At 69.6% G+C, this 14,710-nt stretch carries 14 protein-coding genes; 3 read left to right on the plus strand and 11 right to left on the minus strand.

Going from position 1 to position 14,710, the window contains the following annotated elements; all coding sequences use genetic code 11:
• Positions 1–6 precede the first annotated feature (6 nt).
• Positions 7–984 carry a hypothetical protein gene (locus GFH49_RS14535; protein ID WP_155056293.1) on the plus strand — a complete coding sequence of 326 codons (978 nt, stop codon included), beginning with the start codon at positions 7–9 and terminating at the stop codon, positions 982–984.
• A 24-nt stretch (positions 985–1,008) separates the two neighbouring features.
• On the opposite strand, the gene GFH49_RS14540 is transcribed toward GFH49_RS14535, so the two are convergent.
• The 10 genes from GFH49_RS14540 to GFH49_RS14585 all read right to left on the minus strand — a co-directional run bounded on the left by GFH49_RS14540 (position 1,009) and on the right by GFH49_RS14585 (position 11,935).
• Positions 1,009–1,251: a DUF6458 family protein gene (locus tag GFH49_RS14540; RefSeq protein ID WP_155056294.1), complete on the minus strand. Its 243-nt coding sequence runs from the start codon at positions 1,249–1,251 to the stop codon at positions 1,009–1,011.
• A 73-nt stretch (positions 1,252–1,324) separates the two neighbouring features.
• A complete protein-coding gene (locus GFH49_RS14545) occupies positions 1,325–2,650 on the minus strand; it encodes a M18 family aminopeptidase (protein WP_155056295.1) in 1,326 nt (441 codons plus the stop codon).
• Between the two features lie 182 nt (positions 2,651–2,832).
• Positions 2,833–3,987 carry an ABC transporter permease gene (locus GFH49_RS14550; protein WP_155056315.1) on the minus strand — a complete coding sequence of 385 codons (1,155 nt, stop codon included), beginning with the start codon at positions 3,985–3,987 and terminating at the stop codon, positions 2,833–2,835.
• A 101-nt stretch (positions 3,988–4,088) separates the two neighbouring features.
• Complete coding sequence (locus GFH49_RS14555; protein WP_155056296.1) at positions 4,089–4,847, minus strand: ABC transporter ATP-binding protein; 759 nt, start codon at positions 4,845–4,847, stop codon at positions 4,089–4,091.
• The gene (locus GFH49_RS14560; protein WP_230396291.1) at positions 4,844–6,523 is read right to left on the minus strand and encodes a peptidoglycan-binding protein; all 1,680 of its coding nucleotides are present in this window, start codon (positions 6,521–6,523) and stop codon (positions 4,844–4,846) included. Before GFH49_RS14560 ends, GFH49_RS14555 begins: the two co-directional genes overlap by 4 nt.
• A gap of 3 nt (positions 6,524–6,526) precedes the next feature.
• Positions 6,527–7,447: a hypothetical protein gene (locus tag GFH49_RS14565; RefSeq protein ID WP_155056297.1), complete on the minus strand. Its 921-nt coding sequence runs from the start codon at positions 7,445–7,447 to the stop codon at positions 6,527–6,529.
• Positions 7,448–7,602: 155 nt separating this feature from the next.
• A complete protein-coding gene (locus GFH49_RS14570; RefSeq protein ID WP_230396292.1) occupies positions 7,603–8,016 on the minus strand; it encodes a hypothetical protein in 414 nt (137 codons plus the stop codon).
• Between the two features lie 476 nt (positions 8,017–8,492).
• Positions 8,493–9,350, minus strand: coding sequence for a hypothetical protein (locus tag GFH49_RS14575; protein WP_155056298.1), 858 nt, complete (start codon positions 9,348–9,350; stop codon positions 8,493–8,495).
• Positions 9,351–9,425: 75 nt separating this feature from the next.
• Positions 9,426–9,935, minus strand: coding sequence for a SigE family RNA polymerase sigma factor (locus tag GFH49_RS14580; protein ID WP_230396293.1), 510 nt, complete (start codon positions 9,933–9,935; stop codon positions 9,426–9,428).
• Between the two features lie 158 nt (positions 9,936–10,093).
• A complete protein-coding gene (locus GFH49_RS14585; RefSeq protein WP_155056299.1) occupies positions 10,094–11,935 on the minus strand; it encodes an acyl-CoA dehydrogenase in 1,842 nt (613 codons plus the stop codon).
• A gap of 256 nt (positions 11,936–12,191) precedes the next feature.
• On the opposite strand from GFH49_RS14585, the gene GFH49_RS14590 reads away from it, so the two are divergent.
• Together GFH49_RS14590 and GFH49_RS14595 are read left to right on the plus strand one after the other, a co-directional pair.
• A complete protein-coding gene (locus GFH49_RS14590; protein ID WP_155056300.1) occupies positions 12,192–12,656 on the plus strand; it encodes an SseB family protein in 465 nt (154 codons plus the stop codon).
• A 105-nt stretch (positions 12,657–12,761) separates the two neighbouring features.
• Positions 12,762–13,733 carry a pirin family protein gene (locus GFH49_RS14595; RefSeq protein WP_155056301.1) on the plus strand — a complete coding sequence of 324 codons (972 nt, stop codon included), beginning with the start codon at positions 12,762–12,764 and terminating at the stop codon, positions 13,731–13,733.
• A 69-nt stretch (positions 13,734–13,802) separates the two neighbouring features.
• Here GFH49_RS14595 and GFH49_RS14600 read toward each other — a convergent pair whose 3' ends face one another.
• Entirely contained in the window at positions 13,803–14,705 is a 903-nt protein-coding gene (locus tag GFH49_RS14600) for a BRO-N domain-containing protein (RefSeq protein WP_155056302.1), read from the minus strand.
• Positions 14,706–14,710 lie beyond the last annotated feature (5 nt).

Below are 14,710 nucleotides of genomic sequence, written 5' to 3' on the forward strand. Positions count from 1 at the left end.
ACGCCGGTGGGCGACGCCGATGACGACTACCGCGTCGTCGTGGGTGAGGAGTGCTTCGACTGGCGGGAGCTGACGGACTCCGGCCTGCGGGACGCCCTCGACACACTCGCGGAGTTACTCCAGCCCCTGGCCGACGGCCGCAAGGCCGCGTTCATGGAACCCGCATACAAGACCGAGTGTCGTCCGTCCGTCACTCTGGAAGACGCCCTCTACTCCCCGGACAGCGTCCTGCCCCGTGACGAGCGGGTCCGCCTGCTGAAGCTGCTGGGCAAGTGCCGGGGTGTGGAGCCCGGCGAGGCGGACCTGCCCCAGTCTGTCCGGGTAGCCCAGGGCCCCTGGCGGGAGCCGTCCTGGGGTACCGCCCACGCCCTGGCCCGGGCGGCGGCGGGCAGGGCCATGTCCTGTCTCCTCGTGCCGTACGCCACGGAACCCGACTGGCCGTCCGGATGGCTCACCGTCACGCGGACGACGGAGGAGGGCCACGACGAGGTGAAGGTGCACGTCCTGCGGCGACCGGAGGACGCACCGGGCTTCTGGCGGGGTCTTCTCACCCACGAGCGCGTCCCGGCCGAGCGTTTCTTCATCTACACCCAGGACGCCTTCCCTCAGCTGCTGTTCGCCGACTCCCTGCGCCTGCACCACTTCAAAGGCGGCTACGCCGATGTCCTGCCCTGGCTGGTGAGGTTGCTCGGCGCGCTCAACGACCACTTCCCCCGGACGCTGGCCGACTGCGGCGGCGACCAGAAGCAGGTCATACGCAGGTTCGCCGCCCTGGACCTGGACATCTCTCCCGAGAGCCCGAACACGAAGAAGAACGCGAAGGCGTGGGAGCTGCGCAACGTCCACTACGACGGCGGCACTTACCGCTGCGAGTGGCACGGCAAGCGCCTCTTCGATCGCGACAGGGTGCACTTCTCCCTGCCGATACCCGCGTACGAAGACCGGATCCTTGTCGGGATCTTCGTCGGGCATCTGGCGACCTGAGAGCGAACTCCCTCCGCCCCCACCTCACATACCGCCGTACCCGTCGCGGTAGTTGTGGTGCCGTTCCTCGTCGATGAGCGGCGTCGAAGGCGGCACCATGACCCGCCGGCGCCGTGCGATGCTGCTGAACGTCGTCACGCCGATCAGCCCGACGATCATGAGGATCACGCCGACGAGGTCGAGGTTGACCCCCTCCATGTCCCAGTTGGTCGCGAACGTGAGGATGGCTCCTGCGGCGATGAGGATGATGCATCCGCCGAGGCCCATGAGCTGTCGCCTCCCTGTCCGGTCCGGTCGTTCCGGTCTTCCGGTCGGGGGCGGGTACCCGGCGGTCGGCCCGTTACCCCTCCAGGAACGCCGTCAACGCGCTCGCCAGCAGATGCGGGTCGTCCACCCCGCACAGCTCCCGCGCGCTGTGCATCGACAGGATCGCCACGCCGATGTCGACGGTCTTGATGCCGTGCCGGGCCGCGGTGATCGGGCCGATGGTCGTGCCGCACGGCATGGAGTTGCTGGAGACGAAGGACTGGAAGGGGACGTTCGCCTTCTCGCAGGCGGCGGCCCAGACCGCGCGGCCCGAACCGTCCGTGGCGTAGCGGTTGTTGACGTTCACCTTCAGGATCGGCCCGCCGTTGACGCGCGGGTGGTGTGTGGGGTCGTGCCGCTCCGCGTAGTTGGGGTGCACGGCGTGGCCGGTGTCGGAGGAGAGACAGACGGTGCCCGCGAAGGCACGCGCCTTGTCCTCGTACGATCCTCCGCGCGCGAACACCGAACGCTCCAGCACGCTGCCGAGCAGCGGCCCGTCCGCGCCCGTGTCGCTCTGCGAGCCGTTCTCCTCGTGGTCGAAGGCGGCCAGCACCGGGATGTACGGCAGCCCGCCACCGCTCGTCGCCACCGCGGCCAGCGCCGCCGTGCCGGCGTGCACCGACAGCAGGTTGTCCATGCGCGGGCCCGCGACCAGCTCCTTGTCCCGGCCCAGGTAGGCCGGCGGTTCGACGGAGTGGACCATCAGGTCCCAGCCGGTGACCTCGCCCGCCGCCAGCCCGGCAGTCTCCTCCAGAAAGGCGATCAGGTCGCCGTCGCGCACGTCGTCGCCGAGGCCCCAGACGGGCTGCAGATGCCGCTGCTTGTCGAGCTTGAGCCCCTCCGCCGACACGGAACGGTCCAGGTGGATCGCGAGTTGGGGGACGCGGAGGAGGGGCCGGTCGACGTTCACCAGCCGCGTCGTACCGTCCCGCAGCGTCAGCCGGCCCGCCAGGCCCAGGTCGCGGTCGAGCCAGGAATTGAGCAGCGGTCCGCCGTAGATCTCCACGGCCACCTGCCGCCAGCCGTGCGCCCCGCTGTCGGGCAGCGGCTTCACGCGCAGGTTCGGCGAGTCGGTGTGCGCGCCGACGATCCGGAACGGCGTGTGCGGCGCGGCGCCCTCGGGGACGTACCAGGCCACGATCGCGCCACCGCGCAGCACGTACTTGCCGCCGCTCGACCCCGCGGCTTCAGCCGCTGGTGTCACAGTCCAGGCGTCCGTCTCCGCGACCTGCCGGAAGCCGGCCTTCTCCAGCCGCTCGGCGGTGCTCGCCACGGCGTGGTACGGCGACGGACCGGCCGCCAGGAAGGTCATGAGGTCGTCGGTGTGCCCGCGGTCGAAGCGGGAAGGACTGCTGCTCATGGCAGCCACCCTAAGGTGCGGCGCGTCTTTGACGGGGCGCGGTTCCGCGAAGGGAGCCCCCTGCCGCGGCGCCGGGACACGGGCTTGGCCGGAATGTGCAGGGTGGGCGCAACGCCCCGGAGGCCCCCGTACCGACCGTCCCGGGACCGCCGGAGCGGTCCCAGGGCGGCGGGAGAGGCGGATCAGCGGCGCAACGCCTCCGCCGGCTGAACGCGGGCGGCCCGCCACGCGGGGTAGAGGCCTGCCAGGAGGCCCGTCGCCAGGCCGACGGCCGGGGCGGCGGCGAGAGTGACCGGGTGCACCACCGGGGTCCAGTCCCGTGCCACCGCCACCGCCACCACCGTGATCACGCCGACGCTCGTGCCGACCAGGCCGCCCAGCGCCCCGAGCGTGCCCGACTCGGTGAGGAACTGGAGCGTGATGTGCCGGCTGCGCGCGCCGAGCGCACGGCGCAGACCGATCTCGCCCGTGCGCTCCAGCACGGCCACCAGGGTGGTGTTGGCGATGCCGACGGCGCCGATGACCAGGCAGATCGCGGCCAGCAGCAGAAAGAGCTGGCCCAGGTCGGAGGTGACCGATGTCCGCAGCGACCTCGGGTCGGGCGGCGGGGTCGCCTTGAGGTACTCGGGGTGGTCCGGCCGCAGCGCGGTCGGCGCCTCGTGCGCCACCTGGGCGGCCGCCCCTGTCCTGGTGGCCACCAGCATCTTGGCGCCGCCCTCTGCGGGGGTGCCCCACAGCCGCTCCGCCGTGCTGCTCGGGACGACCACACTGAGCAGCAGGTCGGCCTTGCGCTGGACGTCGTCGATGATGCCGATCACGGCGAACGGCTCGCCGTCGATGAAGACGGCCGGACGCGTGTCCAGCGTGGTGATGCCGAGCCGGGCGGCCGTCCCGGAGCCGAGGAGCGCCACCTGGGCCGCGGTGTTCTGCTGGAAGTCGTCGTACAGCCGTCCCTGGGCGAGTGTGGGCAGGGCGGCCTGGAGCGTTCCGGGTGAGGCGGCCAGGATCTGGGCCCGCTCGCCGACGGCGTCGCCGAGCGGGGAGGCGCGGACCGTGTCGTTCCCGGTGAGCCGCACCTGCCAGTACACGCCCGCGTGCTGGACGCCGTTCAACGCCTCGATCCGGTCGTCCGCGTCGTCGGGGAAGGCGAAGCCGGCGAACTCGTCCTGCTCGCGGCCCACGTCCTCGATGGTGACCTCGGTGGCGCTGAGCAGGTCGAAGCGGGAGTCGATCTGCGAGGAGGTGGTCGCCGTCAGGCCGAGCACGGCGACGAAGGTGCCGACGCCCAGCACGGTGCCCAGCGCGGTGAGCGCGGAACGCGCCGGCCGCTGCAGCATCCCGGCCAGGGACTCGCCGAACAGGTCGCGCGGGGAGAAGGAGGAGAACGCGGAGAGCTCGTCGGAACGGCGGAGCCGTGGCAGTCGTCTTCGCTTGTCGGTCACTCGGCGACTCCCGCCCGGGCCTGCTCGGCGAGCACGCCGTCACGGATGGCGATGGTGCGTTCCCCGTGGGCGGCGACAGCCGGGTCGTGGGTGATGACGAGTACGGTCATGCCCTCGGCATGCAGCTCGTCGAGCAGCGCCAGGACGCTCTCGGCCGTCGCCGTGTCGAGGTTTCCGGTCGGTTCGTCGCACAGCAGCAGCGAGGGCCTGGCCACCAGGGCGCGCGCGATCGCCACCCGCTGCCGTTCACCGCCGGACAGCCGCGTCGGCACGGCGTTGATCCGGTGGCCGAGGCCGACCCGGGTCAGGGCGGCGCGCGCCCGCGCAGTGCGGTCGGCGCGACCGGAGCGGTTGTAGACCATGGCGAGGGCGACGTTCTCCAGCGCGCTGCGGTGCGGCATGAGGTGGAACGACTGGAAGACGAAGCCGATGTGCCGCCCCCGCAGTGCGGCGCGTGCGGCCTCGCCCGCGCCGGCGACGTCGATCCCGTCCAGGAGGTAAGAGCCCTCGGTCGGCGCGTCGAGCAGCCCCGCCACGTTGAGGAAGGTGGACTTGCCCGACCCGGAGGGCCCCACCACGGTGACGAACTCGCCCCGCCGCACGATCAGGTCGCAGGGCCGTAGCGCGGTGACGGGGGGCGGGCCGGGGTAGGTCAGCCCGACCCCGCGGAACTCCATGACCGGGGGGTCGTGGTCGGGCGGGGCCACGGGCGCCGGTGACGTGCTACGGCGGCTGAGGCGGACGAATGACCTCATGCGCCGCCTCCGCCGTCCACGGCCTGCCGGATACCGGTGACCACGAGGTCACGGGGGGCCAGCCGGCCGGTGCCCACGGGAACCACCTCCACGTATCCGTCGCCCTGGGTGCCGGCCCGGACCTGCACCCGGCGCTGCGTGCCGTCCGCCGATACGACGGTGACCGCGCTCTTGCCGTCCGCGCCGACGGACACGGCGGTGACCGGCACCACCAGCGCCTTGCCGTCCGTGGAACCGGCCTCGACGGTCAGTCGTACCTCCTGGCCCGCCAGCGCGGGGTCCAGGGGCTTGTCGGGCTCCATCACGACCGGATAACCCAGGGCCGCGGCCGGGGCGCGCTCGCCGTCCGACCCGTCGGGGGAGGTGCCGGTCTGCTCCTGGCCCTCGGTGCCCCCGTCCAGCGTCTTCGCCACGGACCGCACCTTTCCGGGGACGGTGTCCCCGGAGCGCTCGGCGAGGATCTCGACCGGTTGACCGGCCCTGATCAGCCCCTTCTGGCGTTCCTGCAGATGCCCCTGGACGACGAGCTTTCCCGCCGACACCGTCATCACGCCGGTGGTCACCCGCGCGCCGACCGTGGCGGACACCTGGTCCACCCGGGCCGGGAAGCCCGGCAGGAACACCACCTCGCCGGCCGGCAGCATCGGACCGGCGGCCGCCCGTGCCTCGGCCAGGGCCCGACGGGCCGTCTCCAGATCCTCCCGCGCCCACTCCACCGCACGCTGAGCCTCGGCGTCACCACTGCCACCGGCGTCCGCACCGGAAGCGCCGGAGCCGCCGGAGCGGCTGGAGTCGCCGGAGTCGCCGGCGTCGCCGGAGTTGCTGGAGCCGACGAAAGTGCTGGAAGCGCCGGAGCCGCCAGAGCCGCCGGAAGCGCCGGAAGCGCCGGAGCCGCCAGAGTTGCCGGATGTGTCAGAACTGCCGGAAGCGACGCTGGGGTCCGCGTCGGCCGTCGTTTCCTCGCCGGTCGTCGTTGCCGAGGGTGCGGCGGAGGCGGCATCGGCGGCTGACTGCGCCTGTTCCAGTGCGCGTTCGGCGGAGCGTACGCCCTGCTCCGCCGCCTCGACGGCCTCGCCGTCATCGTCGACCGCGGGCCTGGGATCGTAGCCGAGCCCGGCGTAGAAGGCCTGGAGCGCCGCCTTCGTGCCGCTCCCGAAGGTGCCCGGCGCGTCGTTTCCGGTGCTGTGCCCGAGGGCTTGCAGCGCGTTCTGCAACTGGGCGACATCGTCTCCCTCGGCCCCCGGCTTGAGATCCCGGTACACGGGGAGCCCGCCCTTCAGTACGAACACCGGGCGGCCGGACACCTCCAGCAGGAGCTGCCCGGCCCTGACCGTGTCACCGGCATCGACCGGAAGCTTCGTCACCACCGGTTCGGCGGCGTCCTCGCCTCCTCCCATGACGGGTGTCACGGTCACGGACTGCCCGGCCGCCACGGTGCCACGCAGCACCACGGTCTCCTTCAGCACGCGCCGCTCCACCGGCGCGGTCAGCACGTCCGCGGCCGGCGGTTTCGTGTCGGCCGCGGCCTGGGCCGGTGACTTGATGACCTGTGAGGCGGCGAAACCGGACGCCGCGAGGAGGGTCGACCCCGCGGCTACGGCGGCCACCCACCGGCGCCGGGTCATGCGGACGCGTGTGCCCGGCTCGGTATCAGGTGCCTGCGTCTGGTCGTCCATCGCTCACCCGGCCTGCGCGTCCGCCGCGGCCTTGAGCAGGGCGTCGATGCCCTGCTTGACCTCGGCCAGCACCTCGGTGTTCTGCTCCACGGCCTGTTCCTGGTAGGCGAAGTCGACCGCGAACCAGACGCCCACCACGTTGTGGGTCCCGCGGCACTCCTGGTCGGCCGTGGCGACCTGGATCTCGTGCTGGGTCGGCTGCGGGGTCTTCGCCCACTCCTCGTCGCCGAGGGCCTCCAGCGGGTCGGCGTAGTCGAAGCCCTTCTCCGCCATGCACGTCGACCACCTGGCGAACACCGCACGGGTGCGCTCGTCCTGCTGAGCCTTCGTCAGCGTGTCGAACTTGAGGTCGGTGGCCGCCTTCGCGTCGCCCATGTTCCCGTCGACCGAGCCGGTGAGCTTCTTCTGGGCTTCTCCGACACAGCCGTGCTCCGGCACGGTCTCGCCGTTGATGACCTGTCCGCCGGGCCCGAACTTCTCCTTGGGGTCGGACGATCCGCGCTCGGCCGTCTGCATCGCGGCCGTCATCTTCTGGCCCGAGCCCGCCCAGGGGCCGCTGTCCTCCTCGGTGACGCCTCCCTCGGGGTGGTAGCCCCACTTCTGCGCCGTCTCGGCGCTCTGGGGTCCGAAGCGGCCGTCGATCCGCGTGGTAGGGGCGTCCTCGGAGGAATTCGCGGGCTCGGCCCGCGGGGGTGTGTAGTCGAATCCGAAGCGTCTCATGCAGTCGGACACGAGCCCCGCATAGGCGTTGTCGATGGTCTCGGTCTGCTCCGGGTTCAGCAGATAGGTGTCCAGAGGCATCGACTTGTCATTGGCGTTGGTGATCTTCGGGGTCTCGGCGACGGCGGGAGGTGCCTTGGGGTTCCCCTGCGAATCCGCCGATGAGCTGTCGCCGTCCGAACAGCCGGCCAGGAGAAGCGGCACACAGACCAGGAGAGCAGAAAAGCGGCGCGTTGCAAGAGACACCATGTTGAGACTTCCGATTCTTCTGAGAGGAGATCCGATGCCGGGGGCCGATCCCGATTCCGGTGCCGGGGGTACGGGCCGGTGCCCGTACCCCCGGACCTTTTGGGTCAGGCTCAGATGTTCCTGCCTGATGCGTTGTTGTTCTTCACCGACGAATTGAGATCCCGGGTGGCGTAAGCCGGGATGTCCTGACAGGCGACGCTGCAGTTGTAGTTGCTGTTGTAGTAGACCCGGAACGTCGAGCCGATCCAGCTGTCCACGGCGGCGGCGTGGTTCTTGACCTCGACGCCGGCACCGCTGCTGCCGTTTCTGCCCTGGCTGAAGAAATAGCCCTGGTAGTTCGGGATCCTGTCGTACTGCACGTAGACCGCTCCGTACCCGTAGCTGCTGGAGTTGTAGTACAGGCAGACCTCGCCCGTCGCGCAGTCGTAGTTGATCGCTGCCGACGCCGGTGACGCCGTCACCAGTCCGGCGGTCAGCGCGCCGCCCGCCACCGCGGTCGCCGCGATGAGCTTCCTGATTCGCATGCCGATCCCTTTCTTCGGAGGTTCGGATGACTCCGGATCCGCGCACAAGAAAAGGCAGCCCCCCGATGCGCTGCTGATGCGATGTCGAGGCAGGAGGAACGAGTTGAGATTCTTGCTGAGAACGGTCGAGAGGACCTGCCCGTCGCGCGGATTTCTGCGCCACTCCTAGGGCATTCGGAAATGAATTCCTCACTCCGGATGCGCGATACGTGAACGATTGCCTCGAATTCGCGTACCCAAGAGTAGGTCGTGCTTCGGCCGACGGCCTCTCTGTTTTATTTCGGAGTGTCCGAAAAGGGGCCAACCATACCGGTGCTCGGCGGCGACGGTGGCATAAGCCGTCGTCCGATGCATGGCGGTTAATCATGAAATATCTCCCGATGGAATCCTGAATTCCATGTATGCGGAATGGGTGACTCTGGCGGGAATTTTGTGCCCGTTGCGACGCCCGGAGCAGGAAGGGACGGCCGGGCACGTCAGTGACCGGCCCGCTTCGCGGCGGCGTTCACCTCCGGGTCGACCCACTGCTGCCACCGCGCGCTGGTCGCGAGGGCCCGCACCTGGGCCGCGCGGTACCCGGTCCCCGTCGCGCTCACGACCACGCGGGTGCCGTCCGGGCGCAGTACGTCGGCCGTGAGCTCGGCGTCGGAGCCGCTGCCGTGCTCCCGGAAGAGCAGCACCGACCCGTTCGACAGCTTGGCGATCCGGCAGCCGTCGTCCCCGGCCCGGCAGGAGTAGTGCCTGCCCAGCTCCGACCGGGACGGCAGGTGGGCCGGGTCGGTCAGGTCCGGCTTGCTCGTGGGGCGGTCGAACCCGGAACCGTCCCGGCCGCTCCTCTCCGCCTCCTGCACGAAGGCCCCCTGCAGCCACACGGCGACCGTCCCTCCGTCCGCCGACGAGACCTTGCCGTAGGTCTGCACGGCGGTGTACGCCGGATCGCTGTCCCGTGAGTCGGTGGCCGTCACCGAGGGCTTGTCCGGCAGGAGTTCAGCCAGCAGTGCGACCGTGGCGGCGCCCGTCACGGGCTCCTTGCCCGGCGGGGCGGAGTCGCTGCCGGCGGAGAAGTCGGGCAGGGCGACGGTCTGCGTCGTGTCCTGCTGCCCCGGCAGGGCGAGCAGCAGTGTCGCGGCGGTCAGTGCCGCTGCCGCCGTCACGGAGGTGCTCCACAGCGCCGCCCGCTTGCGGCGCCGGGTGCGGGTGCCCCGTGCCACCGCGCCCGCCACCAGGAACTCGGTGCGCAGCGGAAGATCGTTCAGCGCGGTGTCGAGGGTGCGGGACAGCTCGGGGCCGTACCGCAGGTCGTCGTCGAGGGGAGTGGACTCGTCGTGCCGCATGGGTGCACCGTCCTTTCCGGTGTGGCGGGGTCCGGGATGCGGGGCGGGGTCCGGCCGGCGGGCCGGGATCGAGGGTCAGTGCACGGCGATCGAATCCTGTCCGTCCCCTATCGTCCGGCGCAGTCTGGCCAGGGCTCTGCTGCTGCGGTTGCGCACGGAACTCTTGGTCATCCCCAGCACGGACGCGGTCTCCTCCACGCTGCGGTCCTCCCAGTAGCGAAGGACGACGACGGCACGGTCACGCAGGGGCAGCTCGGCCAGCGCGGCGAGCAGGGTGACGCGCAGTGCGCTGTCCGGGCCGGCGGAGGCGGACGGTTCTGGCAGGGTCGCCACAGGATGCTCCGAGGAGCGCCGCAGCCGCCGGTGGGAGATGTAGGTGCGCATGAGCACGGTGTGGGCGTACGCCTCCGGGCTGCTCGTGCGCCGTACCCGGGACCAGGACGAGTAGACCTTGCCGAGCGCCGTCTGCACCAGGTCCTCGGCCAGGTGCCAGTCGCCGCTCATCAGCAGGGCGGTCCGGAAGAGGCGCGGTGTGAGGGCGCGTGCGAACCCCTGGAAGTCGTCCAGAGCGCTGGCAGTCGACACTCGGTTCCGCCCTTCCCCCGCGGTCAGCTCCTCCACATCCGGTAGACGCTTCGGCAGACCGTTTGTGTCGCACCCGGCTCAGAGATTTTTTCCGGGCACGCGAACGACGGCGGCCCGCTCCCATCGAGGGAACGGGCCGCCGCCGGAGACCGGTCGGATCAGAACGCGGCCTCGTCCAGCTCCATCAGGTCCAGGTCGACGCCCTCGGCGAGCTTGCGCGCGTTCGTGACGCCGGGGAGGACGTTGGCCGCGAAGAACTTCGCCGCCGCGATCTTGCCGGTGTAGAACGCCGCATCTTTGGAGGACACAGCCTTGGCGGAAGCGTTCCGCAGCGTCTCGGCGGCGACCGCGGCGCCCCTGAGGAGCAGGTAGCCGACGACGACGTCACCGGAGGCCATCAGCAGGCGGGTGGTGTTGAGGCCCACCTTGTAGATGTTCTTGACGTCCTGCTCGGTGGCGGCCAGGTCGGTCAGCATCAGGCCGACGATGGCCTCCAGCTCCACGGCGGCCTTGGCCAGGTGCTCGCGGGCCGCGGACAGCTCCTCGCCGCCCGTGCCGAGGGCCAGGAACTTCTTGATGTCCTCGGCGAGGGAGTTCAGCGCGGCGCCCTGGTTGCGGACGATCTTCCGGAAGAAGAAGTCCTGGCTCTGGATCGCGGTCGTGCCCTCGTACAGGGTGTCGATCTTGGAGTCGCGGATGTACTGCTCGATCGGGTACTCCTGCAGGAAGCCGGAGCCGCCGAAGGTCTGCAGCGACTGTGCGAGCTGCTCGTAGCCCTTCTCGGAGCCGTAGCCCTTGACGATCGGCAGGAGCAGGTCGTTCAGCGCGTGCTCGGCCTTGGCGTCCTCGCCGGCCGCTTCCTTCACCGCGATCGAGTCCTGCACGGAGGCCGTGTAGAGGACCAGCGCGCGCATGCCCTCGGCGTACGCCTTCTGCGTCATCAGCGAGCGGCGGACGTCCGGGTGGTGCGTGACGGTGACCTTGGGGGCGGACTTGTCCATGAAGTTCGCCAGGTCCGGGCCCTGGACGCGCTCCTTGGCGTACTCCAGCGCGTTCAGGTAGCCGGTCGACAGCGTGGAGATCGCCTTCGTGCCGACCATCATCCGCGCGAACTCGATGACCCGGAACATCTGCCGGATGCCGTCGTGCTTGTCGCCGATCAGCCAGCCCTTGGCGGGGTGCTGGTCGCCGAAGGTCATCTCGCAGGTGTTGGAGGCCTTCAGGCCCATCTTGTGCTCGACGTTGGTGGCGTAGACCCCGTTGCGTTCGCCCAGCTCACCGGTCTCGAAGTCGAAGAGGTACTTCGGGACGAGGAACAGGGACAGGCCCTTGGTGCCGGGACCGGCACCCTCGGGACGGGCCAGCACGTAGTGAAGGATGTTCTCCTCCATGTCGTGCTCACCGGAGGTGATGAAGCGCTTCACGCCCTCGATGTGCCAGGAGCCGTCCTCCTGCTGGATCGCCTTGGTACGCCCGGCACCGACGTCCGAACCCGCGTCGGGCTCGGTCAGCACCATGGTGGAGCCCCAGGTCCGCTCGACCGCGAGCTGGGCGATCTTCTTCTGGACCTCGTTGCCCTCGTCGAAGAGGATCCCGGCGAAGGCCGGACCGGAGGAGTACATCCACACGGCCGGGTTGGCGCCCAGGATCAGCTCCGCGTACGACCAGATCAGCGAGGGAGGTGCCGTCGTGCCGCCGATCTCCTCGGGCAGGCCCAGCCGCCAGTACTCGGAGTCCATGAACGCCTTGTAGCTCTTCTTGAAGGACGCGGGAACCGGCGCGGTGTGGGTCTCCGGGTCGAAGACCGGCGGGTTGCGGTCGGCGTCGGCGAAGGACTCCGCCAGGTCGTTCTCCGCGAGGCGGGTCATCTCGTCGAGGATGGATTTCGCGGTCTCGACGTCCATCTCCTCGAACGGGCCGGTGCCGTACAGCTTGTCGCGCCCGAGTACTTCGAAGAGGTTGAACTCGATGTCGCGGAGATTCGACTTGTAGTGCCCCATGGCGACGGCTCCGTAGAGAGATCGGCGAGGCACTGGATCCTCGCGCTAGTTCACATACCAACAAGTAGCTACGATGATGCTACCCGCCGGTAATAAGACGCAACCCTGATCGGTCATCTGTGACAGGTCACACCGGAACGAACGCCGGCGTGGCGGTGTGCCTACCTCCTGCCGATCCCCTGCCGATCCCCCTGCCGATCCCCCTGTCGGTTCGGTCCCGCCCACCCGCCCCGCCGCTCTCGGTACGCTTGCGCCTATGTACGGCTACGACCAGAACGTCGGTGCCCAGCAGGGCTACGTCCCCCCGCAGCAGCAGATGCCCGGCGGGTACGGACAGCAGCAGCCGCTGTACCCCGAACCGTCCACGCCTTCGGTCGCGGACGCGGTGCGGGCCTTCACCACCGGGCAGATGTCCGCGGAGGACTTCCAGCAGGTCTTCGCGACCTCGAAGGTCTACTGCCCGCGGGGCGACAATCCCGGCTTCCTCGCCCTGCACAACACCCAGCAGCCGGTGATCCCCATGTTCACCTCGCTGAAGGAGCTGCGCCGGTACGCGGGCAAGGAGTCCAAGTACTTCGTGATCACCGGCGCCGAGGTGATCGACCTGCTGCCGACCGGCTACGGCTTCGTCCTGGACATGGAGGGCGAGCACCGGATGGTGTTCGACGCGAAGGCGGTCGAGCAGATGGTCGAGTTCGCGATGCGGAGAATGTACGGCTGACGCCTGCTGACGGGAGCCCGGAGGGAATGTCCTCCGGGCTTTCGTCGTTCTGGGTGGCAGAAAGTTCAATGCTCAACTAAACTGGCCGCTCAAGGAGGTACCGACATGCCTGCAGTGACCGTCGAGAACCCGCTGACCCTGCCCCGCGTGGCCGCGCCGGCCGACGCCGTGGCACGTCCCGTGCTCGCCGTCACCACCGCGCCGAGCGGTTTCGAGGGCGAGGGCTTCCCGGTGCGCCGCGCGTTCGCCGGGATCGATTACAAGTACCTCGATCCGTTCATCATGATGGATCAGATGGGCGAGGTGGAGTATCAGCCCGGGGAGCCGAAAGGGACCCCTTGGCATCCGCACCGAGGCTTCGAGACCGTCACCTACATCATCGACGGGATCTTCGACCACCAGGACTCCAACGGCGGTGGCGGCACCATCACCAACGGCGACACGCAGTGGATGACGGCGGGCGCGGGCCTGCTGCATATCGAGGCGCCGCCGGAGCACCTGGTGGTGTCGGGCGGTCTCTTCCACGGCCTCCAGTTGTGGGTGAACCTCCCGGCCAAGGACAAGATGATGCCCCCGCGCTACCAGGACATCCGCGGCGGCAACGTCCAGCTGCTCACCTCGCCCGACGGCGGCGCGCTGCTGCGCGTCATCGCCGGTGAGCTGGACGGCCACGCCGGTCCCGGTATCACGCACACGCCGATCACGATGATCCACGCGACGGTGGCGCCGGGCGCGGAGATCACCCTGCCGTGGCGGGAGGACTTCAACGGCCTGGCGTACGTCCTCGCGGGCAAGGGCTCGGTCGGCGCCGAGCGCCGCCCGGTCCACCTGGGCCAGACGGCCGTCTTCGGCAACGGCGGTTCGCTGACCGTCCGCGCGGACGAGAAGCAGGACTCCCACACGCCGGACCTGGAGGTCGTCCTCCTCGGCGGACAGCCGATCCGTGAGCCGATGGCCCACTACGGCCCGTTCGTCATGAACACCCGCGAGGAACTCCAGCAGGCGTTCGAGGACTTCCAGAAGGGACGGCTGGGAACGATCCCCGCGGTGCACGGAATGACTGAGGGCGGGCTGTAAGCCGGGTACGGTACGACACAGGCCCGAAGCCGCAATCTCGGTTTGCGGCTTCGGGCCTGCTTTGTGGGGCTACGGCAGTACGTAGATCGGCGCTCCTTCCGCAGTGCAGCCTGTCTGCCGGATGCAGCCTCGCTTGAGCAGGATGCGCAAGGAGTCGTGGACGCGGGCGGAAGTGAGGCCAGTGCGGGTGGCGATCTCGTCCAGTCGGTAGCTGGCCTCGCCCCGAACGAGAGCGGGTGCCAGGTAGGCCGCCACCGCGTGGATGTCCTCGGTGACGACGAGGTTCTTCGCCTTCCAAGCGGTGAGGAGCTGCTGGGGCGTCAGATTCGGGTCCGGGCGGCGGAGTTTGAGGGTCTGAGCGATGTCCAGGAGCGCCTCGGCGATCGTGTTCTGGCTGCGGCTGATCTGCCGTAGGAGAACGGTCTGCTCATCCTGGAAGGCCACCATCATCTCGTCGGCCCGGATGTTCCTCACTTCGAGCCGCACGATCGCGTCGGCGACCTGTTTGGGCATGACGTAGGCGGGTTCACCGGTAGCGGGGGTTTGGGCGGGGGACGGGTCCAGGGAATAGGAGCCGTCGCGCTGGATGGTTGCGATCACCTCGGAGACCCAGGCCTTGAACAGGCCGCACTCGGGCTTGGTGCAACCATTGACCTGCGTGATGAGACCACGCAAGTTCACCAGTTTCATCGACTTCTTGAGCCCGTGACCTGCAATTTTGCTCGAAGCGTCTACTCCATAGACGCTTTGCGCAAGATCGCCCAACTTCGCTTGGCAATCCGGTGCAACATGCCAGGCGAGTGCCTGGCGGGTGTTTGCGTAGCCGAGATCTGTGGCGACGTCCGCCGCCACGAACCAGTGCTCGCCGTCTGGCGCCGTAAGCCTCCGCACCCGCGCCCCTGTCGCCGCGAACACGAAGTCGTTGATGTCGATCGCGTCCTGGCGCTGTTCCGTGTTGTTCTGCTCGTTCATCGAGC

Origin of the sequence: Streptomyces blattellae (genome assembly GCF_009709555.1) — a bacterium.
GTDB classification, from domain to species: domain Bacteria; phylum Actinomycetota; class Actinomycetes; order Streptomycetales; family Streptomycetaceae; genus Streptomyces; species Streptomyces blattellae.

Coding starts and splice junctions, on each gene's coding strand:
- GFH49_RS14540 (WP_155056294.1), bottom strand. CDS start 1,251: ATGGGCCTCGGCGGATGCATCATCCTCATCGCCGCAGGAGCCATCCTC.
- GFH49_RS14545 (WP_155056295.1), bottom strand. CDS start 2,650: ATGAGCAGCAGTCCTTCCCGCTTCGACCGCGGGCACACCGACGACCTC.
- GFH49_RS14550 (WP_155056315.1), bottom strand. CDS start 3,987: ATGCTGCAGCGGCCGGCGCGTTCCGCGCTCACCGCGCTGGGCACCGTG.
- GFH49_RS14555 (WP_155056296.1), bottom strand. CDS start 4,847: ATGAGGTCATTCGTCCGCCTCAGCCGCCGTAGCACGTCACCGGCGCCC.
- GFH49_RS14560 (WP_230396291.1), bottom strand. CDS start 6,523: ATGGACGACCAGACGCAGGCACCTGATACCGAGCCGGGCACACGCGTC.
- GFH49_RS14570 (WP_230396292.1), bottom strand. CDS start 8,016: ATGCGAATCAGGAAGCTCATCGCGGCGACCGCGGTGGCGGGCGGCGCG.
- GFH49_RS14575 (WP_155056298.1), bottom strand. CDS start 9,350: ATGCGGCACGACGAGTCCACTCCCCTCGACGACGACCTGCGGTACGGC.
- GFH49_RS14585 (WP_155056299.1), bottom strand. CDS start 11,935: ATGGGGCACTACAAGTCGAATCTCCGCGACATCGAGTTCAACCTCTTC.
- GFH49_RS14590 (WP_155056300.1), top strand. CDS start 12,192: ATGTACGGCTACGACCAGAACGTCGGTGCCCAGCAGGGCTACGTCCCC.
- GFH49_RS14595 (WP_155056301.1), top strand. CDS start 12,762: ATGCCTGCAGTGACCGTCGAGAACCCGCTGACCCTGCCCCGCGTGGCC.
- GFH49_RS14600 (WP_155056302.1), bottom strand. CDS start 14,705: ATGAACGAGCAGAACAACACGGAACAGCGCCAGGACGCGATCGACATC.